Source organism: Neobacillus niacini (assembly GCF_030817695.1).
GTDB lineage: Bacteria > Bacillota > Bacilli > Bacillales > Cytobacillaceae > Neobacillus > Neobacillus niacini_F.
This window is the reverse complement of sequence record NZ_JAUSZQ010000001.1, coordinates 1-20,000: the sequence shown is the minus strand read 5'-3', so window position 1 is coordinate 20,000 and position 20,000 is coordinate 1. Positions and strand designations below refer to the sequence as shown.

Below are 20,000 nucleotides of genomic sequence, written 5' to 3'. Positions count from 1 at the left end.
TTCGATAGACGTTGGAACTCGGTTTTATTTGCGGGGACGGATTGAAACTTCTTCTGACAAACTTATCTAGTTTTGAGGGAATGAATTTTTTTTAAAAAACCTCTTGAAAAATATCGAAAAAGACAATATAATAGATTTTGCTTTGAGAAAACAGTCTGGTAATAATGGCGAGAAGGTCACACCCGTTCCCATACCGAACACGGAAGTTAAGCTTCTCAGCGCCGATGGTAGTTGGGACTTTGTCCCTGTGAGAGTAGGACGTTGCCAGGCTTATATATGGAGGATTAGCTCAGCTGGGAGAGCATCTGCCTTACAAGCAGAGGGTCGGCGGTTCGATCCCGTCATCCTCCACCATAATATCTTAATAAAATAAACTACAATATGTGCCGGTTTAGCTCAATTGGTAGAGCAACTGACTTGTAATCAGTAGGTTGGGGGTTCAAGTCCTCTAGCCGGCACCATGCTCCTTACTTCGTTGGTTCATATCAGCGGCAGCATAGAACATTAGTTATCATATAAGTGCCAATTATATGAGCCATTAGCTCAGTTGGTAGAGCATCTGACTTTTAATCAGAGGGTCGAAGGTTCGAGTCCTTCATGGCTCACCATTTTAAGCGATAACAATATGCGGGTGTGGCGGAATTGGCAGACGCACCAGACTTAGGATCTGGCGCCGCAAGGCGTGGGGGTTCGACTCCCTTCACCCGCACCAATTAATCTAATACGCGGAAGTAGTTCAGTGGTAGAACACCACCTTGCCAAGGTGGGGGTCGCGGGTTCGAATCCCGTCTTCCGCTCCAATGTTGCCGGGGTGGCGGAACTGGCAGACGCACAGGACTTAAAATCCTGCGGTAGGTGACTACCGTACCGGTTCGATTCCGGTCCTCGGCACCAAGTTTTTTGCAAAAGCAAAATAACTTACATTAAAAATATTGCGCCCGTAGCTCAATTGGATAGAGTGTCTGACTACGGATCAGAAGGTTATGGGTTCGACTCCTTTCGGGCGCGCCATATTTTACGGGAAGTAGCTCAGCTTGGTAGAGCACTTGGTTTGGGACCAAGGGGTCGCAGGTTCGAATCCTGTCTTCCCGACCATTCTTCTAAAATAACAAAATGGGGCCTTAGCTCAGCTGGGAGAGCGCCTGCTTTGCACGCAGGAGGTCAGCGGTTCGATCCCGCTAGGCTCCACCAAAGTTTTTTCACTTTAGTGAAAATAACCTACAATTTATTAAATATTTGGCGGTGTAGCTCAGCTGGCTAGAGCGTACGGTTCATACCCGTAAGGTCGGGGGTTCGATCCCCTCCGCCGCTACCAAATAATTTATTTATAGAACTTCTACTTGGACCTTTAGCTCAGCTGGTTAGAGCAGACGGCTCATAACCGTCCGGTCGTAGGTTCGAGTCCTACAAGGTCCACCAGTAATTTTATATAATATGGAGGAATACCCAAGTCCGGCTGAAGGGATCGGTCTTGAAAACCGACAGGCGGGTTAAACCGCGCGGGGGTTCGAATCCCTCTTCCTCCGCCATACTATTACTTCAGCAAAATGAAACAATTTTTATTGTCGCGGGGTGGAGCAGTCTGGTAGCTCGTCGGGCTCATAACCCGAAGGTCGCAGGTTCAAATCCTGTCCCCGCAACCAATGTAAGTTATTTTCAAGAAAAACACTTGAAAAAACCTCGGTCTGGTAGTTCAGTTGGTTAGAATGCCTGCCTGTCACGCAGGAGGTCGCGGGTTCGAGTCCCGTCCAGACCGCCATTTTTATTAAGATGGCAAAATATAGTGGCTCAGTAGCTCAGTCGGTAGAGCAAAGGACTGAAAATCCTTGTGTCGGCGGTTCGATTCCGTCCTGAGCCACCATTTATATTTAGATTGCAACTATTATGATGGCGATTGTGGCGAAGTGGTTAACGCACCTGATTGTGGTTCAGGCATTCGTGGGTTCGATTCCCATGCGTTGGTTCAAATCCAGCTAGCCCAGCCATGCTTAAAGGCAGCATAGCCAAGTGGTAAGGCAGCAGTCGCCCCATCTATTTATTTTATTTTTCGCGGGTGTAGTTTAGTGGTAAAACCTCAGCCTTCCAAGCTGATGTTGTGAGTTCGATTCTCATCACCCGCTCCAATTTATGGGCCTATAGCTCAGCTGGTTAGAGCGCACGCCTGATAAGCGTGAGGTCGATGGTTCGAGTCCATTTAGGCCCACCAGAATTTTTTGTGAGCAAAATAACTTTCAATTGTTCCGCAGTAGCTCAGTGGTAGAGCTATCGGCTGTTAACCGATCGGTCGTAGGTTCGAGTCCTACCTGCGGAGCCATTTTTTGTCTATGGGGAAGTACTCAAGAGGCTGAAGAGGCGCCCCTGCTAAGGGTGTAGGTCGGGTAACCGGCGCGAGGGTTCAAATCCCTCCTTCTCCGCCATATATATATGCGCCTTTAGCTCAGCTGGATAGAGCATACGCCTTCTAAGCGTACGGTCAGAGGTTCGAATCCTCTAAGGTGCGTAAAAATAACAATGAAGAACAACTTAAAAGGTTGTTCTTTTTTTATTTGCCCCGAAGGACAAATGCGACCGATAAATAGTATATGGAAATTATCCTTTATTACTTTTGTAAACAATGAATTAATAATTTTATTCGTACCCGAAACAGCTCTATCTATAGTGATAATAGTAACGAATAGAGGGTAACTCATGCTCGTGCAGTTCTATTTTCAGGAAAAACGGTAACGAATAGAAGGTAATGGTGCCCGTGCAGTTTTAATTCCAGAGAAAACGGTAACCCAATAGCAGATAATCGAAAAGACGTACTTAGGTTTGTGTTAAGATAATATCTAGTTGAGATTTTTCAAATGGATTAATAGGTAAGTTTTTTATAGAAGGAAGTGTGTTTATTATGTCTAGTGCATTAGTAATAGACAACAATACTTTGAATAATTTACGTGCTGACTGTGAAAATTGCTTTGGTTTGTGCTGCGTGGCACTGCCTTATGCAAGATCAGCCGATTTCGCCTTTGATAAAGACAGTGGAACTCCTTGCCGTAATTTACAATCCAATTATCTATGCGGCATACATAATGACCTTCGGAATAAAGGGTTTCGTGGTTGCTCGGCTTATGAATGCTTTGGGGCTGGTCAAAAGGTATCTCAAATTACATATAATGGAAGGGATTGGCATTCAAACCAAGATGTTGCTCAAGAGATGTTTGATGTTTATCCAATTATGCAGCAACTTCATGAGATGCTATGGTACCTATATGAAGCATTAACAAGAGATGCTGCGAAATCAATCTATAAAGAATTACATTATGTTTTTGTAGAGACAGAAGAACTTGCTGCTAAAAGTCCCGAATTTATATTGAGCATAGATGTGAACGAGCATAGAGCTAAGGTAAACAAGTTATTGATTTGTACTAGTGAGTTAGTTCGCGCTGAAGTCCGGAAAAAGCAAAAGGAAAAACGGCGGGGAATGGATTATATAGGGGCAAAGTTGATGGGAGCCGATTTAAGGGGCACAAATCTTAGAGGCGCCTTACTAATTGCTGCAGACCTTAGAAACGCAGACCTTAGATGGAGTGATTTCATCGGAGCGGATTTTAGGGATACGGATATCAGAGGGGCAAATCTTATTGGAAGTATCTTTCTTACTCAGGCACAAGTGAATGCCGCTAGAGGGAATAAACATACTAAATTACCTGCCACATTAGTGAGACCAGCCCATTGGGGGCAAGAAGAATAATTTTTTTGGAATATAGATAATTAGGAAATATACTTGAATTTTTACTATAAGAAAGCCTAAAATATAAGAATGGAAAATTCACAACGATATTAATATGATAAAGTAGGGAAAACACATGATAGCAAAAACAGAAGAGGATATTCAAGCACTGAAAGAGATCGGCAAAATCTGTGCTGAAATTAGAGATGAATTGGTAAAAAGAACGGTTCCCGGTATAACGACAAAGGAACTAGATGATATAGCTGGACAACTTTTCCAAAAAGCCGGTGCCACTTCAGCACCAAAGGGTGAATATGATTTTCCTGGCTACACTTGCATAAGTGTCAATGAGGAAGTGGCCCATGGTATTCCAGGGAAGAGAGTCATCAAAGAAGGTGACATCGTTAATATTGATGTATCTGGTTCAAAGAATGGCTACTTCGCTGATACAGGTATTTCTTTCGTCGTAGGTGAAGGCGAAGAAATTTTAACGAAAATTTGTGATGTGGCAAAATTGGCTTTTGAAGCAGGTCTTAAGAAAGCAAAGCCTGGTTCAAAGAAAAGTGGACTGGGGAAAGCGGTCATCCAAACGGCGCGACAGCACGGATTAACAGTAATCATGAATCTAACTGGACACGGAATCGGACGAAGAATTCATGAAGCTCCAGATCATATTTATAATTATCATGATACGTGGGATGACGAACTTTTAAAGGAAGGCATGGTAATTGCATTCGAGCCTTTCATCTCAACCAAAGAAGAGGAAGTTTTCCAAGTAGAAGGTGACGACTGGACCTATGTAACAGAAGAGAGTTATGTTGCACAGTACGAACATACGATTATCCTTACAAAAAATGGACCAATCATTACAACATTATAAAAGCAGTTAAAAGTGCCAGCAGCCCATCGCTCTGGCACTTTTTCATTATTAGGATCATCTTTTCTATATATTTTTCATAAAGTAATAAGTATTTGAAATTTGGAGGGATGAAAGTGTATTATGCAAGGTTAATAACCTATAAATTGGGAACCAATCAAAGACGAGTTGCGGAGAAGTTAACAAATGAATTGGATAAAATCAGTAGAAAAATGTTTGGGTTTCGTGGTAGTGTCTACTTTTTCGATGATCCAACTGGAGAATATCGAGCATTGAACTATTGGGACACGAGGGAGGAAGCAGAGCAGGCAAATCAAGTTTTGTTTCCAAAATTAGAACAGGAAATTCAAAAATACGCGACTGAGAAGCCTACTGTAAAAATAGTTGAAGTATTCGAAGCAACGGACGATGATGATTTGTTGAAGTCTCACGTAAAATTATGGTGACTTGAAAAAAAAGCGGAGTCCCGAAGGATCCGCTTGATTTTTATTCCTTTTTAAATTTAATTGTACTTCTTACTGTATTAATTGGACGTACGAGTCGTTCGATTTGTTCTCGTTTTGACTCAAAGAATGGCGGTAAGGATAGTTTTTCACCAAGGGTTTCATAAGGTTCGTCTCCCATAAATCCAGGACCATCTGTTGCAAATTCAAATAAGATTTGAGGTGCCACTCTAGAGTATAAAGAGCCAAAAAAGTAGCGATCGACAAACCCAGATGTTTGGAATCCGAAGCTATGCAATTGTTGATCCCATTCCTCTAAAACTGAACGATCTTCAACCCGGAACGCGGCGTGGTGCACTGTCCCAAATCCTTGTCGTGCCTGTGGAAGAACCGCATTATATTCAACCACTACCTGTGCGCCGTTTCCTCCTTCACCTACTTCGAATAAATGAAACGGGCCTTCTTGAGCAATCTCTTTAAAGTGTAGTACCTTTTCCATCATTTCTTTAAAGTAATCAAAGTTAGCGATTCTTACAAAAATAGGACCTAACCCGGTAATCGCATATTCTAATGGAATTGGACCATTTTGCCAAGGTACACCTGAAGCAACACCTTCATTGTTTTCATCGGAAATCAATTGGTATTGTTGGTCATCAAAATCTACAAACGATAACGTTTTTTTACCAAATTGTTCTTTTATCCCGGTATGGTTTACGTTCAAGCGGTCGAAACGCTTCACCCAATAGTCTAATGAGGCGTCGCTAGGTACACGGAAAGACGTTTTTGAAATCTCATTGGTTCCATGAACACCTTTTGGAATTCCAGGGAAATCGAAAAATGTCATATCTGTCCCGGGACTTCCAGTGTCGTCTGCGAAAAATAAGTGATAGGTTTGTATATCATCTTGATTAACTGTTTTCTTAACAAGTCGCATTCCTAAAACATAAGTAAAAAATTCATAATTCTTCTCGGCACTGCTTGTTATCGCTGTTACATGGTGTATACCTTTTAAGTGATTCAAGTTTATTCCTCCATTTAGTATGTCTTGTTTATTTTTCCCCTTAATGTCCAATACACTCTACAGGAAAGGGTGAAATTGATATCTCGAAAACATTTATCTTTAATTCGAGATAAATATAACACGGATAAATACTGCTGTCAATTTCTTTGTCCATAATTCGTTCTTAAATTTATCACATTTATAATGTTTATTTCTGTACCAATGATGTTAATCACAAACAGACTTCTTAAAAGGTGTTATTTTATGTATGAGATTCATTAAATACCACATAAAAAGAGCAACTAGTGAAGGAGAATCCTATTATGAGTGAAATTATCAATAACCGTGAACTACAAACACCAAATACTACTAAACGACAATCGATATTAAAACAAATCTTTAAAGATCTTCATGACGGAAAAAATGTTAAAGAAGTAAAAGCACATTTTGATGCGTTTATCGGAAAGATCACTATCGATGAAATTTCACAGCTTCAGCATGATTTTGGTGATCTCTCCGTAGAAGAAATGCACCGGTTACATGCAAAACACACAGAAATTTTTAAAGGAGCAATTGAAGAAGCAGAAAAAACAAACAAGCCAGAGGAACAACCTGGCCACCCGATACACACTTTTGTATTAGAAAATAAAGAATTAGATAAATTGGTAAATACTCAACTTCAAGTACACTTAGGTCAGTTTGAGATTGAAGATAGTCAAGAAATTGTACTTCTCCTTTTAGAAGACATCAATTTACTGCTCGATATTGATAAGCACTATAGCCGGAAAGAAAATTTAATATTCCCTTATTTAGAAACCTACGGTATTTATGGACCAACGAACAACATGTGGCGGATTAACGACTTTATTCGTGACGCCATTAAAGATGCAAGGAAAAAATTAGCTTCTTATAATGGGGAGAAACAAGCTGTAATCGAATTGATTAATTTTGTTATTCAAGAAGTAATCACGATGATCTATAGAGAAGAAAATATTCTTTTTCCGATGGCATTGAACAACTTTACTGAAGATGAATGGCTGAAAATAGCACGTGAGAGTGATGAAATTGGATATTGCTTAATTGCACCTACAGAGGTATGGAAGCCTGAAAGACATGCATTAGATGAGAAAGCCATCTCAGAAGGGTACATTAAAATGGAAACAGGAATCTTATCATTAAAACAGCTAGAGCTGCTTTTAAATCAGTTACCTGTAGACCTCACGTTCATTGACCAAGATGATGTGGTACGTTACTTCTCTCATGGTAAAGAAAGAATTTTTGCTCGTACCAAGGCGGTTATCGGTCGTACAGTACAAAACTGTCATCCGCCAAGAAGTGTACATGTAGTGGAGGAACTGTTAGCTGACTTTAAAGCAGGCAGGAAGGATACAGAAGATTTCTGGATTAAATTCCGTGATAAGTATGTATATATAAGATACTTTGCAGTTAGGGATGAGAATGGTAAATATATGGGGACACTTGAATTTACTCAAAATATAGATCCGATTCAAGCGATTGAAGGGGAAAAGAGAATAATGTCATAATGAAGTATGGCGCGTGGGAACGATAGTTAGAGGGAACCAAAACAACTTTTTGATTCCCTTAAACTTGATTTTCCAATAGTATGGGGAATCAAAGTCATTTTTATTTGGCTATTCTTGATATGCTTTAGCACATGCATGCAGCGGATAAATGATATGTATTTTTATATATCGCAAACCAAATACTATAAATGATATTCCTGTAATATCGCATTTCAGAGTATCCCTATACTAACTATTGAGGTGATTCATTGTGAGTACTCAAGATCATTTGGATCCACATTCTCAAAAGTTCTTCAATAATTGGACAAGGCCTAAGCGTGCTAGTTCTCAGGTAAATGGACACACAAAAATTTCGCAGCATAACATTATCGCGAGATCAAATGCAAAGGCACATAGGTGGTAAAGGATACATCTGAGTAAAAAGAAAGAAGACGAAATTTGTCTTCTTTCTTTTTTATGAATAATGTTTGTTTAACAAATTTGATTACACGCTTTTGATTCCCACTAGCTCGTCTGCTGCCAAAAAAAGGTATCAAACAGCATATATTAAAAAAACAAACCAACAAGAAATACATAAATTGGAATAATAGTATAGCAAGATTTTACATATATCGAAAATAATTACTAATCCCTTACGAACATATTTTTTTTAAAAAAAGCGTTATAACAACAAGAAAGCGCTTTAATTTTTATAAAAAATAAAAAGTTCTGAAATATTGAAATAATATACTAGACTAATAATGAAAAAAGTACTACAATAACTTATGTTAATTAATTTAGCCTATAAACAATCTCATGGGGTCAAGAAAGATATCAAAACTGCGGTTATTGGTATCTGAAAATTCAATCAAAGGGGGAAACACCATGAAAAAGAAATTAGTAAGTGTGTTTATGGCTTCTACCATCTTTGCAGGAGTGTTAGCAGGATGTGCAGGAGGAGCGAAAGAAAGTTCAGGAGGAGCCAATTCAGATACCATTAAATTGGGTGTGAACTTAGAGCTTTCAGGAAACGTTGCTTCATATGGCGAATCAATGGCCAAAGGAATTGAAATGGCTGTTGAAGAGATTAATAAAAATGGTGGCGTTGATGGTAAAAAGTTTGATGTTGTGAAAGTAGATAATAAATCAGAAGCAGCAGAGGCTACAAACGGTATTATTAAGTTAACAAGTCAAGACAAAGTAACAGCTGTCATTGGTGCAGCAACAAGCGGTAATACAGTAGCACAGGCTCAGATTGCAAACGATACGAAAACCGTACTAATCGCGCCAGGTGGGACAAGCCCAACTGTTACGGTTGATGAAAAAGGGAAAGTAAGACCATTCGTATTCCGAACTTCTTTCATTGATCCTTTCCAAGGTACAGTGGCTGCGAATTTTGCAGTAGATACTTTAAAAATTAAAGACGCAGCGATTTTCGCTGACAACTCAAGTGATTATGCCAAAGGTTTATCAGACTCTTTCAAAGAAACCTTTGAAGCAGCAGGTGGTAAAATTGTTGCAGAAGAAGCATATGTAGCAAAGGATACAGACTTCCGTGCAACCTTAACTCGTATCAAAGCAAAAAATCCATCATTCATTTTTATCCCTGGATATTATGAAGAAGTTGGCCTAATTGTAAAGCAAGCACGTGAGTTAGGAATCGATGTTCCATTAGTTGGGGCTGACGGCTGGGATTCTCCAAAGTTAGTTGATTTGGCTGGAGCAGAAGCATTAAATAATACGTACCTAATCAACCATTACTCATCTGAAGATCCAGATGAAAAGGTGCAAAAGTTTGTAACAGCATTTAAAGAAAAGAACAAAGGTGAAGCACCGAACGCTTTCAATGCACTTGGTTATGACACAGTTTACTTTTTAGCGGATGCCGTTAAGCGTGCAGGCAGTACCGATTCTAGTAAAATTCAGGCAGAATTAGCAAAAACAAAAGATTTAAGCCTTGTTACAGGAGTAGTAACAATTGATGAAAATCATCATCCGATTAAGACAGCAACTATTTTAGAATACAAAGATGGAAAACAAGTGTTTAACACAAAAGTAAATCCTTAAAAAGCACTGCTTAAGTAAAATGGAAGGATGATCCTTCCATTTTACTTGTGTAAAGAGTTAAATCTGGAATAAATAGGAGTGAGAACAATGGAGTGGTTACAACAATTGATAAACGGAATATCACTCGGTAGCATCTATGCCTTAATCGCATTAGGCTATACCATGGTTTACGGAATCATCAAATTGATTAACTTTGCTCATGGTGATGTTTTTATGGTAGGTGCGTTTGTCGGGTTTTATGCGATTAAGGGATGGGGTCTAGGATTCTTTCCAGCATTATTATTCTCAATGGCATTTTGTGCAGTATTTGGAGTATTGATTGAAAGAATAGCCTATAAACGTCTTAGAAACGCTACTAGAATAGCGGCCTTAATAACAGCAATAGGAATGTCGCTATTAATTGAATACGGAGTAATTTATGCTCGTGGAGCACAGCCTGAGGCGTATCCTGATAATGTATTGCCAAGCACAAGCTTTAACCTTTTCGGGGCTCAAATTAGCAGCCAGTCCCTTTTTATCCTTGCTGTTTCCGTAGGGCTGATGATTATATTACAATTTATCGTTCATCGTACAAAAATCGGAAAGGCAATGCGTGCAGTATCACATGATATGGATGCAGCCAAACTAATGGGTATAAATGTAGACAGGACTATTTCCTATACTTTTGCCATTGGCTCTGCTTTAGCTGGGGCTGCGGGAGTTATCTTTGGTGTTTATTATACGAAGATAGAACCGCTAATGGGAATTATCCCTGGATTAAAGGCGTTTGTTGCGGCTGTTTTAGGTGGAATCGGAATTATCCCTGGAGCCATGGTTGGTGGTCTTATCCTTGGGGTTGTCGAATCAGTAGTTAGTGCAATGGGATTCTCATTATGGAGAGACGCTGCAGCGTTTATTATCTTAATCCTGATTCTTATTTTTAGACCTTCAGGCATTTTTGGAAAAAATACAAGAGAGAAAGTGTAGGTGAGATAGACAGATGAAAAAGGTAAGTAAATTCTGGCTATTTCTCATTTTAGCAGTACTGGTTTATGGAATTGGCCAAGGCTTGATTCAAACAGGTATATTAAATGCATTTTATAGCAATATGTTGATTTTAATGATCATTAACATCATTTTAGCGGTCAGTCTTCACTTGGTTATTGGGATTACCGGACAATTTTCAATTGGACATGCTGGATTCCTTGCTGTCGGGGCATATGTATCAGCGATTATTACCATGAAATTTGAACTGCCCTTCGTCCTAGCCATTATTATTGGAGGAATTGTTGCAGCATTAGCTGGTCTACTAGTTGGTATTCCGACTTTAAGGCTTCGTGGAGATTATCTGGCTATCGCAACTCTAGGATTCGGTGAAATTATCAGAATTGTGTTTTTAAATATTGAGTATGTTGGCGGCGCTGCAGGAATGATGGTTTCTAATATGACGACTTGGACAAGCGCATTTGTGTGTCTCGTTATTACCATTCTTGTGATATCCAACTTTACAAACTCACGGCATGGAAGAGCGTGTATTGCTATTAGGGAGAATGAAATTGCGGCAGACGCAATGGGGATTAATACAACTTTTTATAAAGTTGTTGCATTTGCCATTGGTTCTTTTTTCGCAGGAATCGCAGGAGGTTTATTTTCGCATAACTTTTACATTATCCAGCCAACAAACTTTGGTTTCTTAAAATCCTTTGATATTTTAATCTTTGTGGTTTTAGGCGGACTTGGAAGTATGTCTGGTTCCGTGATAGCCGCGGTTCTTTTAACGATTATTTCAACCTACTTACAGCAATATCCGGAGACTCGAATGATTATTTACAGTATTGTATTGGTTGTTGTTATGCTATATCGTCCACAGGGCTTAATGGGTACCCGTGAAATTACAGATTTCTTTGGTAAAAAGAAAAGCGTGAAAGGAGGAAATTAACGTGGGTGCTTTACTACAGGTTAAAAATGCTGGTATTCAATTTGGCGGGCTTAAGGCCGTTTCAGGCTTTAATATGGAACTGGGTCAAGGAGAATTAGTCGGTTTGATTGGTCCAAATGGTGCCGGGAAAACAACGAGCTTTAATTTACTGACTGGTGTATATGTGCCAACAGAGGGTGACATTTTGTTTGATGGAAAAAGACTAAATGGTCTTGCTCCATACCAAGTAACACGAAACGGAATCAGCCGTACGTTTCAGAATATCCGCCTTTTCAATGAACTATCTGTATTAGATAATGTTAAAGTGGCTTATCATTCTTTAGCGAAGCATTCCATTTTAAGTTCCATCTTTCGCCTTCCTACCCATTTCTCCGAAGAAAAGGTGATGGAAGAAAAATCACTGGAATTTCTAAAGATTTTTCAATTGGACCGCTTTAAAGATGAAAAAGCAAAGAATTTACCATATGGTCAGCAGCGAAGATTAGAAATTGCCAGAGCATTGGCTGCAAATCCAAAATTATTGCTTCTCGATGAGCCGGCTGCGGGTATGAACCCACAGGAAACACACGAGTTGATGGAATTAATCGCTTTTATCCGAAAACAGTTTGATTTAACCATTCTACTAATCGAACATGATATGGCGCTAGTTATGGGGATTTGTGAAAGAATCTATGTTTTAGACCATGGTCAGCTCATTGCAGCAGGAACTCCTGATGAAATTCGTAATCATCCAAAAGTAATTGAGGCTTATTTAGGAGAGGAGGTTACGAGTGACCATGCTTAAAGTAAATGAAATTAATGTTTTTTACGGAAACATTCATGCCCTTAAAGGTGTATCATTAGAAATCAATGAAGGGGAAATTGTTACCCTGATTGGCGCGAACGGAGCAGGTAAAAGTACTCTTCTTAAGACATTGTCCGGGCTGCTTAAGCCAAAGTCCGGGACGATTGAGTATTTAGGCAGTTCTATTTCAGGTAAGGCTCCCCAGTTGATTGTGAAGTCCGGTATTTCACATGTGCCAGAGGGGCGCCGTGTATTTGCCAATATGAGTGTAGAGGAAAACCTAGAACTAGGTGCTTATTTACGAAAAGATACAAAGGAAATTCGCAAAGATATTCAAAACGTTTACGAGCTTTTCCCAAGACTGGAAGAGCGTCGAAAACAGTTATCGGGAACCCTTTCAGGGGGAGAACAGCAAATGCTGGCGATGGGAAGAGCGATTATGGCAAAGCCCAAGCTGCTTTTACTCGATGAGCCTTCAATGGGATTGGCTCCGTTAATGGTAAAAACAATCTTCCAAATTATCGAGAAAATCAATCAGGACGGCACAACCATCCTTCTGGTTGAACAGAATGCGAATATGGCACTATCCGTTGCCGACCGTGCCTACGTTATCGAAACAGGCAGGGTTGAAATATCAGGAACAGCAGCAGAATTACAAGCTAGTGAAGAAATCAAAAAGGCCTACCTAGGTGGTCTCTAGAATTTCTTTTTGAAATTGAAAAATCTTTAAGTGAAAATGTAACTCCAATCTCCTTTTAATCGACTATTAAGGTAACTCGATTAAAAGGAGATTTTTTTATGCCAATTAAAATGATCATGATTGTTGTTTTACTAGTTGGGCTCTTAAGTGCTTGCGGTTCAGGTAATCAAACAAATGGGAAGGGTGAAACTGTGGAGAACAAGAATGAAGAGGAGAACCAAAAGCAAAATGAACTTCCAGCAAGCGTTCATCCATCCATTGAAATCAAAGAAGAAAACAACTCTACGATTATTAATTACAAAGTAAAAAATATATCTGGCGGTCCTTTAAAACTATCTTTTCCAAGCGGGTTACAGGCAGATTATATTGTCTATGACGAACAAGGGAAAAAAGTAAAACAATATTCTGATGAAGTTATCTCTACACAGGCGATTACTGAGATGACATTTGATAACAATCAAGAAATCCAAAACTCATTTACCATTTCTGACCTTTATAACGGAAATTATAAAATTGAAGTTTTCTTAACAGCAAAGGAGCAACAAGCTAAAGTGTTAATGGATGTAAAGGTGGAAAAATCGATATTTACAATGGCCTCTGGCATATACACAGGTCAAATGGATCCCCATTCCATTGAGGTGGATATGAAAGGTGAAAAAGTCGCTTTCCAGTTAAAAGAGGAAGCGATACAGCAATTGCCTTCCCTTAAAGAGGGCAATGAAATTTCATTTGTTTATACAGAAAATGAAATCCAAAAGAGTATCGAAAAGTTCTTACTGGAATAAAAACACAAAAGGATAGTATAGATCATCCAAACTTGCAGCAAAATACCAATATGAAAATTTTAGGGAGTTGGCAGGTTTGGGAAAAAAGGGGACACAAGTTCCAGTAAAAGAGACGTTTGAAGAAAATGTTGACTATTTAATTAAAGAATTACGGATAGGAAAAAGCTTTGATGTAATCCACCGCCCTTTGGAATGGGGAGAGCGTAAATTTGCCATGTTCTTGATCGATGGATTTGCAGCGGCAAATATCCTGCTCTTAATTATGAAAGAGATTGAAAAGCGTAAACCGGAGGATTTTGGTGACAATCCAATTGATAAGCTTTTTAAGACTTTCATTCCTCATGTAGAGGTTAATAAAACAGAGGATTTAGAAGAGGTTATCGCTCAAATCCTTGCCGGTCAAACGGCATTAGTGGCAGAGGGCGGTAAAGAGATTATCCTGATTGATTCTCGTGAATACCCGATTCGATCACCTCAAGAGCCGGATATTGAGCGTGTTGTACGGGGACCGCGGGATGGTTTTGTTGAAACGATTGTTTTTAATTTAGCATTAATTAGAAGGCGTGTTCGTGATCGCTCCCTTATCATGGATTACGTTCAAGTAGGAGAACGATCTAAAACGGATATCGCGTTAGTCTATATTGATAGTATTGTTGATATGGATCACGTAAAGATGTTAAAAGATAAGCTAGAGAATATCTCCGTTGATGGAATCTCAATGGGGGAGAAAACGATTGAAGAGTTTGTCTTTGGCCGAAATTATAATCCATATCCGCTTGTTCGTTATACGGAAAGAGCAGATACCAGTGCGGTTCATTTAATGGAAGGCCACGTCCTGATTGTTGTCGATGGATCACCGAGCGTAATGATCTGTCCGTCTACCTATTGGCACCATTTACAGCATGCTGAGGAATACCGTCAAAAGCCAATAATAGGTGTCTTCTTAAGGTGGGCACGATTTGTTGCTGTTTTGGCCTCCTTATTCCTGTTACCGTTATGGTATACCTATGCTTCCAATGAGCAGCTGCTATCAGACCGGTGGAAGTTTATTGGTGTGAAAGATTCTGGCGAAATTGGACTGATATGGCAATTTCTCATAGCGGAAATCGGGATAGAAATTCTCCGGATGGCAGCCATTCATACCCCGAATGCCCTTGCAACAGCACTAGGTATCGTTTCTGCTATTATTATTGGAGATGTAGCTGTACAGGTGGGGATCTTTACTCATGAGGTAGTCCTCTATGTAGCGGTTGCGGCAATCGGAACGTTCGCGACACCAAGTTATGAATTAAGTCTAGCAAATCGATTGTTCCGAGTTTTCTTTTTAATTATGGTTGCTTTACTTAAAGTCCCGGGTCTGGCCATCGGAATTACATTGTGGATAATTTTGCTAGCAAGAACAAAGAGTATGAATACTCCTTATTTATATCCATTCATCCCGTTCCATCCACAGGATTTTAGGATTATGCTTGCACGAACACCAATACCGATAAAAAATACTAGGGCAAGAATACTCAATCCACAAGATGCAACTAGACAAGCACATAAATAGACCTATCAGCAGTCGATGATAGGTTTTCTTTTATGTAGTTTTTCATGATGACTTTACACCTATGAAGATAAAACTTACCCCGAGAGCAATCCAGACGAATTTCATGATCGATATTTTCTCAACTAATCCAATTAACCCAATGGAGGTGGTTAGAACTAAAATAACGGGTCCGATAAGTGCTAGCGAAGAGTTAACCATAAGGGCTTTTTCTACCGTATTAAATTTAATCATGAGGATAGCGGCAAATATTTCAATACTTCCCGATATTAATCGTAAAAAAGCCATTCCGAGTACTACCTTTTCAATGATTATAAACATAATGACCTCCTGGAATTACCATTTCTAACATATGTATATGATTGGTTTTTCAAGACAAGGACAGGTTTTTCATTTTCATTAAAAAAAGAAAAAAAACACGGCAGCACCGTGTTTCTAAATAAGTTTAACACCACTAATCAAAATCATGATCGCCATAATCGTTCTTAAGGGTTTTGCCGGAAATTTTGAGGATAAGTTACTTCCAATCAGAACACCCGGAATGGAACCCAATAGCAGGTTCACTACCAATAAATAATCTACATTACCAATTCCGGCATGCATAAATCCAGCCGCAGTAACCAGTAAAAATGCATGTGCAATATCTGTTCCGACGAGCTCTGATGGACTCATTCTGTAAAGATAAAGCATTGCCAAGGCGAACAAAGAACCCGAACCAATAGAAGTTAATCCGACTATAAAGCCCAAGATAACCCCAATACCAATCGTTAAACCACGTTTCTCATGAAGAGGCTTCTTTTGAAGAGAATTTTCTCCTATTTTACCTGTAGCAAACGTTTTAATGAGAGTAGTCAACGCTACTAATATTAAAACGTATCCTAAGGCATGTTTGATCACTTGCTCTTGGTTATGAAAAAATGAGTCAAACAGCTGGAGCATCCCGACAGCACATATTGCACTTGGAATACTGCCAATAGCAAGATATTTCACCAGTGTAAGATTGATTGTTTTTTGTCTCCAATGTTGAAAGGATCCAAAAAGTTTAGTGATAGAATTATAAACCAGGTCTGTTCCCACTGCGATGGAGGGACTAATCCCTAATAATATTAATACGGGTGTTAACAATGCAGCACCGCCAACACCGGTCAAGCCAACCATAAATCCGATTAATAGCCCCATTAGAACGATTCCAATACTCATTAGGCCACACACTCCATATTTGTCTAACTGCTTACCAATAAGTTATGAAGTGGTTAAATGCCATGTTACTATTGCCCAAACCCAAATTAAAAGAGGACGGTCATTACCGTCCTCTCATGTTTGCATTATTCCTCTTTTTCTTCATCTTTTAGCTTTATTTTTTTACAGCCGACATACAGACAGGATAGAATATCAAGCCCTGGTTTAGCCTTTGCTAATCCTTTTATATAAGGAGTGACCAAGTCTTTAAAATCAGAACCCACTTCTTCATCTTCTAAAATCCCGTAAACAAACAATTTCTTTTCGTCAAATAAAAAGGCAACATTACCAACACCTTTATTATTTGAATTAACGACATTTAAGACCTGGTATTCAGGGGTAATAACTTCAGGTGAAAAATAAATTTGCAATTAAATCTTCTCCTTTATATCTTACATGTCTTAACTGAATTGTAATTTTTCAAATAATGTGTCACTTTCTTTATCTTCAGCTGGTTTGGTTTTTGCTACATGAATCAGTATCATACAAAGCAAGGCACAAAATAGCGTTAACCCAGCCGTAACTAAAAACATACCTGACCTCGACCATGCCATTAGGGAGCCGAATACTGGAGGACCAATCGCTACCCCTAAGAATCGTACAGACCCGTATAAGGAGGTTACAAAACCCCTTCGGTCTGTTGGAACAGATCCTGTGATAAAGCTATTGATACAAGGAAGAACAAGTCCTGTTCCAATACTGCTTACAGAAAGGACGGCGAAAAAAGCTACTAATTTTTTAAAGAAAATCAGTGAAGCAAATGAAGTCGTCATCAGCAATAATCCTATTATGATTAATGTTTTCATAAGCTTCATCTTTTTACCAATTTTACTTCCGGTTATATAAGAGGTGGTGGTCATGACTAGCAGCGGAATCGCTAAAATCAATCCTTTCATGACTCCATCAATTTGATGATCCTTTTCCAATATGTCTGAAATGTAAAATAAAATCCCAAAAAGTGTAAATAAACAGGTAGCTCCTGTTATATAAGCGGCAAATAACCAGCGTCCCTCCGTTTTAAAAACAGATACAAGACCCTTTACATATTTACCAACCGGAGGGGGTTCCTTTTTGGTTTTCTTTTCCTTAATGAAAATGATGGTTAATAACAAGGACATAAAACAGAAAATCGGAAAGGCGAAAAACGCTGCATACCAAAAGATTAAGGCTAAAAGCGATCCGATTATCGGGCTGATTACCTTTCCAAATCCATTAGATGCTTCGACTAATCCTAAGACTTTACTCTGTTGTCCTCCTTTAAATAAATCACCTGTTAAAGCCATGGCAATGGGGGCAGTTCCTGCAGCACCCATACCTTGCATAATTCTGCCTGCAAGAATCCATGTATAGGCATTGTCAAACCAAGCGGAAGCGGCACCAGCCAATAGCCCTCCACTCCCATATAAAATGAGGGCGGGGATAATAATCGCCTTTCGAGAAAACCTATCGGACAAATAACCTAATACTGGTATCGAAATGGCAGCCGCAATGGAAAAGGCAGAAATGACTAAACTAACCTGAAATTGAGATATATCCAGTTCAGATTTCATTTTAGGAAGAACAGGAATAAGCATCGAGTTTCCCAAAACAAGAATAAGTGGTATGGAACTAATAGCCAGAATCGTTAAGCCCGTATGTTTTTGCTTTGACAAGGATGTACACCCCTAACTGTGAGAATAGCCTTTTTATTGTTTCAAGTGAAGGCAGAGTTTATACAAGACAAATGCCTAATTTATGCTTTTCAAGCCTAATATCTACACATTCACCTATTTTATGAATAATCTATCCTAGAAAAATAGAGGAGGCGCTATAGGTATGGATTTTTTAATACTGCCAGAAAGGACGTCAGGAAATAGAACATACGGATTAACCTCGGTGATCGATTTCGGCACCCGATAGGTGAGTTAAAGCATATATTAGCTGATTATGGTTATCTCATTGATATTGCTAAGATAGGAATTGGGTCAGCTTATGTGACTCCAAACCTTAGGAAAAAAATTGAACTTTATAAGGAGTATCAGATAAAGCCTTATTGTGGAGGAACCCTATTTGAAAAATGTTTTTATCAAAATAAAGTTCCTGAATATTTAAGACATTTACGTGATTTAGGGATTGAATGGATTGAAATTTCTAACGGAACGCTGGATATTCCACTTCAAGAACGTCTCCAAATGATCTCGGAAATAAAAAAGGATTTTCATGTCATAGCTGAGGTGGGCTCAAAGGATTCTAATAAGGATATGGACATCTGTGATTGGAAGGAAGAAATAAACCTTTTATTACAGGCAGGTTGTGATTATGTCATAACAGAAGGGCGAGATTCAGGAACATCTGGGATTTATGAAAAATCCGGCAGTATTAGATCTGGTTTAATTCAGGAATTGATAAAAGATATCGACAGCAAGAAAATCATCTTTGAAGCTCCAACATCAAAACATCAAATGTACTTTATTAGAGAAGTGGGACCAAACGTTAATTTAGGCAATGTAAGACTTCAGGATGTTTTAGTATTAGAAACACAACGCCGCGGACTGCGGAGTGAAACTTTTTATGTGGAGGAAGATGAATGCAAATCACTGTGATTCGACACCTTCCAACGGAGTGGAATAAAAAAACATGGCTTCAGGGGAGGCAGGATATTAAACTTTCACAGGTTTCGGAAGAACTAGTAAAAGGAATTGAGGACAATCAAAAAGTACTTCAAGCGTTAGCACCATTTGACCTTGTTTTAGCAAGTACATTACAAAGAACCCACCAAACAGCAAACCTCTATGGATATAAGTATGAAATAGAGGGATTATTGGATGAGTTAGATTTTGGACCATTTGAAGGAATACCGAAGAAGAAACTGATTGAAAAATATGGAGAGGTTTGGTTTGAAAATCCAAGAGAGTTGGTGTTAGGTGAGAGTATAAGGAATTTAGAAAAACGGATTGTCATGTTTTTAGATAAATACCAAAAATATACAAATATCCTTGCGTTTGGTCATGGCTCTTGGATAAGAGCGATGATTTCATATGCCCAGTACGGCGATATTAACCAGATGAATAAAATTGATGTGGTGAATAATGCCTGTATCACGTTGTGCATTGAAACCCTAAGGGATTGAGAGAAATGGAGGTCCGGGGATTGTCAGAGATGTTAACGCATGATAAATGGGATGAAAAGAAAATTACATCCTTTATGGCTAGTCAGCCAGATTATTTAGATGTATTAAAGTGGGCTTATCGAGAATATAAAGACGAAATTGTCTATGCCTGCAGCTTTGGGGTTGAGGGAATCGTGCTGATTGATTTAATTTCGAAGGTGAATAAAGAGGCAAAAATCATTTTTCTGGATACAGGTCTACATTTTTCAGAGACATATGAATTAATTGAAAAAGTTAAAAATCGTTATCCTTCCT

Annotated in this window: 20 protein-coding genes, 21 tRNA genes and 1 rRNA gene; 37 read left to right on the top strand and 5 right to left on the bottom strand. The window is 38.9% G+C overall.

All coding sequences use genetic code 11. The features are described 5' to 3' along the window. The first annotated feature begins 154 nt into the window (after positions 1-154). The 25 genes from rrf (at position 155) to QFZ28_RS00090 (ending at position 5,035) form a co-directional block, all read left to right on the top strand. Positions 155-270 (top strand): 5S ribosomal RNA (gene rrf, locus QFZ28_RS00210). 8 nt (positions 271-278) lie between these two features. Next, positions 279-354, top strand: a tRNA-Val gene (locus QFZ28_RS00205). 31 nt (positions 355-385) lie between these two features. Further along, a tRNA-Thr gene (locus QFZ28_RS00200) sits at positions 386-461 on the top strand. Positions 462-532: 71 nt separating this feature from the next. Next, positions 533-608 (top strand) — tRNA-Lys (locus tag QFZ28_RS00195). A gap of 19 nt (positions 609-627) precedes the next feature. Then, positions 628-712: transfer RNA gene (locus QFZ28_RS00190), tRNA-Leu, on the top strand. A 13-nt stretch (positions 713-725) separates the two neighbouring features. Further along, positions 726-800: transfer RNA gene (locus QFZ28_RS00185), tRNA-Gly, on the top strand. Positions 801-805: 5 nt separating this feature from the next. Further along, a tRNA-Leu gene (locus QFZ28_RS00180) sits at positions 806-894 on the top strand. A gap of 40 nt (positions 895-934) precedes the next feature. Then, positions 935-1,011 (top strand) — tRNA-Arg (locus QFZ28_RS00175). A gap of 7 nt (positions 1,012-1,018) precedes the next feature. Beyond that, a tRNA-Pro gene (locus QFZ28_RS00170) sits at positions 1,019-1,095 on the top strand. A 20-nt stretch (positions 1,096-1,115) separates the two neighbouring features. Then, positions 1,116-1,191 (top strand) — tRNA-Ala (locus QFZ28_RS00165). 47 nt (positions 1,192-1,238) lie between these two features. Then, a tRNA-Met gene (locus QFZ28_RS00160) sits at positions 1,239-1,315 on the top strand. A gap of 27 nt (positions 1,316-1,342) precedes the next feature. Beyond that, positions 1,343-1,419, top strand: a tRNA-Ile gene (locus QFZ28_RS00155). A 17-nt stretch (positions 1,420-1,436) separates the two neighbouring features. After that, positions 1,437-1,529, top strand: a tRNA-Ser gene (locus QFZ28_RS00150). A gap of 37 nt (positions 1,530-1,566) precedes the next feature. Beyond that, positions 1,567-1,643 (top strand) — tRNA-Met (locus tag QFZ28_RS00145). 39 nt (positions 1,644-1,682) lie between these two features. Next, positions 1,683-1,759 (top strand) — tRNA-Asp (locus QFZ28_RS00140). Positions 1,760-1,785: 26 nt separating this feature from the next. Further along, positions 1,786-1,861, top strand: a tRNA-Phe gene (locus QFZ28_RS00135). A 27-nt stretch (positions 1,862-1,888) separates the two neighbouring features. Then, a tRNA-His gene (locus tag QFZ28_RS00130) sits at positions 1,889-1,985 on the top strand. Positions 1,986-2,049: 64 nt separating this feature from the next. Continuing rightward, positions 2,050-2,123 (top strand) — tRNA-Gly (locus QFZ28_RS00125). 6 nt (positions 2,124-2,129) lie between these two features. Further along, positions 2,130-2,206: transfer RNA gene (locus QFZ28_RS00120), tRNA-Ile, on the top strand. Positions 2,207-2,239: 33 nt separating this feature from the next. Next, positions 2,240-2,314: transfer RNA gene (locus tag QFZ28_RS00115), tRNA-Asn, on the top strand. 12 nt (positions 2,315-2,326) lie between these two features. Continuing rightward, a tRNA-Ser gene (locus QFZ28_RS00110) sits at positions 2,327-2,417 on the top strand. Positions 2,418-2,426: 9 nt separating this feature from the next. Then, positions 2,427-2,500, top strand: a tRNA-Arg gene (locus tag QFZ28_RS00105). Positions 2,501-2,890: 390 nt separating this feature from the next. Next, the gene (locus QFZ28_RS00100; protein WP_307192850.1) at positions 2,891-3,733 is read left to right on the top strand and encodes a pentapeptide repeat-containing protein; all 843 of its coding nucleotides are present in this window, start codon (positions 2,891-2,893) and stop codon (positions 3,731-3,733) included. A 115-nt stretch (positions 3,734-3,848) separates the two neighbouring features. Beyond that, entirely contained in the window at positions 3,849-4,592 is a 744-nt protein-coding gene (gene map, locus QFZ28_RS00095) for a type I methionyl aminopeptidase (protein ID WP_307192849.1), read from the top strand. Positions 4,593-4,705: 113 nt separating this feature from the next. Then, positions 4,706-5,035, top strand: a complete 330-nt coding sequence (locus QFZ28_RS00090) for a hypothetical protein (RefSeq protein ID WP_307192848.1) — start codon at positions 4,706-4,708, stop codon at positions 5,033-5,035. Positions 5,036-5,075: 40 nt separating this feature from the next. Here QFZ28_RS00090 and QFZ28_RS00085 read toward each other — a convergent pair whose 3' ends face one another. After that, positions 5,076-6,053 (bottom strand): ring-cleaving dioxygenase, encoded by a 978-nt coding sequence (locus QFZ28_RS00085; protein WP_307192847.1) that lies wholly within the window; start codon positions 6,051-6,053, stop codon positions 5,076-5,078. Positions 6,054-6,355: 302 nt separating this feature from the next. On the opposite strand from QFZ28_RS00085, the gene QFZ28_RS00080 reads away from it, so the two are divergent. The 9 genes from QFZ28_RS00080 to QFZ28_RS00040 all read left to right on the top strand — a co-directional run bounded on the left by QFZ28_RS00080 (position 6,356) and on the right by QFZ28_RS00040 (position 15,361). After that, positions 6,356-7,576, top strand: coding sequence for a DUF438 domain-containing protein (locus tag QFZ28_RS00080; RefSeq protein ID WP_307192846.1), 1,221 nt, complete (start codon positions 6,356-6,358; stop codon positions 7,574-7,576). A gap of 250 nt (positions 7,577-7,826) precedes the next feature. Next, entirely contained in the window at positions 7,827-7,979 is a 153-nt protein-coding gene (locus QFZ28_RS00075; protein ID WP_306077013.1) for a YpzG family protein, read from the top strand. A 461-nt stretch (positions 7,980-8,440) separates the two neighbouring features. Beyond that, entirely contained in the window at positions 8,441-9,622 is a 1,182-nt protein-coding gene (locus tag QFZ28_RS00070; protein WP_307192845.1) for an ABC transporter substrate-binding protein, read from the top strand. 87 nt (positions 9,623-9,709) lie between these two features. Further along, positions 9,710-10,588 carry a branched-chain amino acid ABC transporter permease gene (locus QFZ28_RS00065; RefSeq protein WP_307192844.1) on the top strand — a complete coding sequence of 293 codons (879 nt, stop codon included), beginning with the start codon at positions 9,710-9,712 and terminating at the stop codon, positions 10,586-10,588. Between the two features lie 13 nt (positions 10,589-10,601). Beyond that, positions 10,602-11,540, top strand: coding sequence for a branched-chain amino acid ABC transporter permease (locus tag QFZ28_RS00060; RefSeq protein ID WP_307192843.1), 939 nt, complete (start codon positions 10,602-10,604; stop codon positions 11,538-11,540). A gap of 1 nt (position 11,541) precedes the next feature. Further along, on the top strand, positions 11,542-12,324 hold the full coding sequence (locus QFZ28_RS00055; protein WP_307192842.1) for an ABC transporter ATP-binding protein: 783 nt from the start codon (positions 11,542-11,544) through the stop codon (positions 12,322-12,324). Beyond that, positions 12,317-13,024 carry an ABC transporter ATP-binding protein gene (locus tag QFZ28_RS00050; protein WP_307192852.1) on the top strand — a complete coding sequence of 236 codons (708 nt, stop codon included), beginning with the start codon at positions 12,317-12,319 and terminating at the stop codon, positions 13,022-13,024. Before QFZ28_RS00055 ends, QFZ28_RS00050 begins: the two co-directional genes overlap by 8 nt. A gap of 98 nt (positions 13,025-13,122) precedes the next feature. Further along, positions 13,123-13,809: a BsuPI-related putative proteinase inhibitor gene (locus QFZ28_RS00045; RefSeq protein WP_307192841.1), complete on the top strand. Its 687-nt coding sequence runs from the start codon at positions 13,123-13,125 to the stop codon at positions 13,807-13,809. 76 nt (positions 13,810-13,885) lie between these two features. After that, a complete protein-coding gene (locus tag QFZ28_RS00040; protein WP_307192840.1) occupies positions 13,886-15,361 on the top strand; it encodes a spore germination protein in 1,476 nt (491 codons plus the stop codon). Positions 15,362-15,403: 42 nt separating this feature from the next. Here the strand turns inward: QFZ28_RS00040 and QFZ28_RS00035 are convergent, their stop codons facing one another. The 4 genes from QFZ28_RS00035 to QFZ28_RS00020 all read right to left on the bottom strand — a co-directional run bounded on the left by QFZ28_RS00035 (position 15,404) and on the right by QFZ28_RS00020 (position 18,249). After that, positions 15,404-15,679: a YqhV family protein gene (locus QFZ28_RS00035; RefSeq protein ID WP_179600951.1), complete on the bottom strand. Its 276-nt coding sequence runs from the start codon at positions 15,677-15,679 to the stop codon at positions 15,404-15,406. Between the two features lie 114 nt (positions 15,680-15,793). Further along, a complete protein-coding gene (locus QFZ28_RS00030; RefSeq protein ID WP_307192839.1) occupies positions 15,794-16,558 on the bottom strand; it encodes a sulfite exporter TauE/SafE family protein in 765 nt (254 codons plus the stop codon). Positions 16,559-16,683: 125 nt separating this feature from the next. Further along, the gene (locus QFZ28_RS00025) at positions 16,684-16,968 is read right to left on the bottom strand and encodes a hypothetical protein (protein ID WP_307192838.1); all 285 of its coding nucleotides are present in this window, start codon (positions 16,966-16,968) and stop codon (positions 16,684-16,686) included. A 30-nt stretch (positions 16,969-16,998) separates the two neighbouring features. Next, on the bottom strand, positions 16,999-18,249 hold the full coding sequence (locus tag QFZ28_RS00020; RefSeq protein WP_307192837.1) for an MFS transporter: 1,251 nt from the start codon (positions 18,247-18,249) through the stop codon (positions 16,999-17,001). A 207-nt stretch (positions 18,250-18,456) separates the two neighbouring features. Here QFZ28_RS00020 and QFZ28_RS00015 point away from each other — a divergent pair, with 207 nt between their 5' ends. The 3 genes from QFZ28_RS00015 to QFZ28_RS00005 all read left to right on the top strand — a co-directional run. Further along, complete coding sequence (locus tag QFZ28_RS00015; protein WP_307192851.1) at positions 18,457-19,179, top strand: phosphosulfolactate synthase; 723 nt, start codon at positions 18,457-18,459, stop codon at positions 19,177-19,179. Next, the gene (locus tag QFZ28_RS00010; RefSeq protein ID WP_307192836.1) at positions 19,164-19,706 is read left to right on the top strand and encodes a histidine phosphatase family protein; all 543 of its coding nucleotides are present in this window, start codon (positions 19,164-19,166) and stop codon (positions 19,704-19,706) included. The genes QFZ28_RS00015 and QFZ28_RS00010 overlap by 16 nt, the downstream gene beginning before the upstream one ends. Positions 19,707-19,735: 29 nt before the next feature. Next, positions 19,736-20,000 (top strand): phosphoadenosine phosphosulfate reductase domain-containing protein (locus tag QFZ28_RS00005; RefSeq protein ID WP_373428032.1); only part of this gene is annotated, 265 nt, incomplete at its 3' end.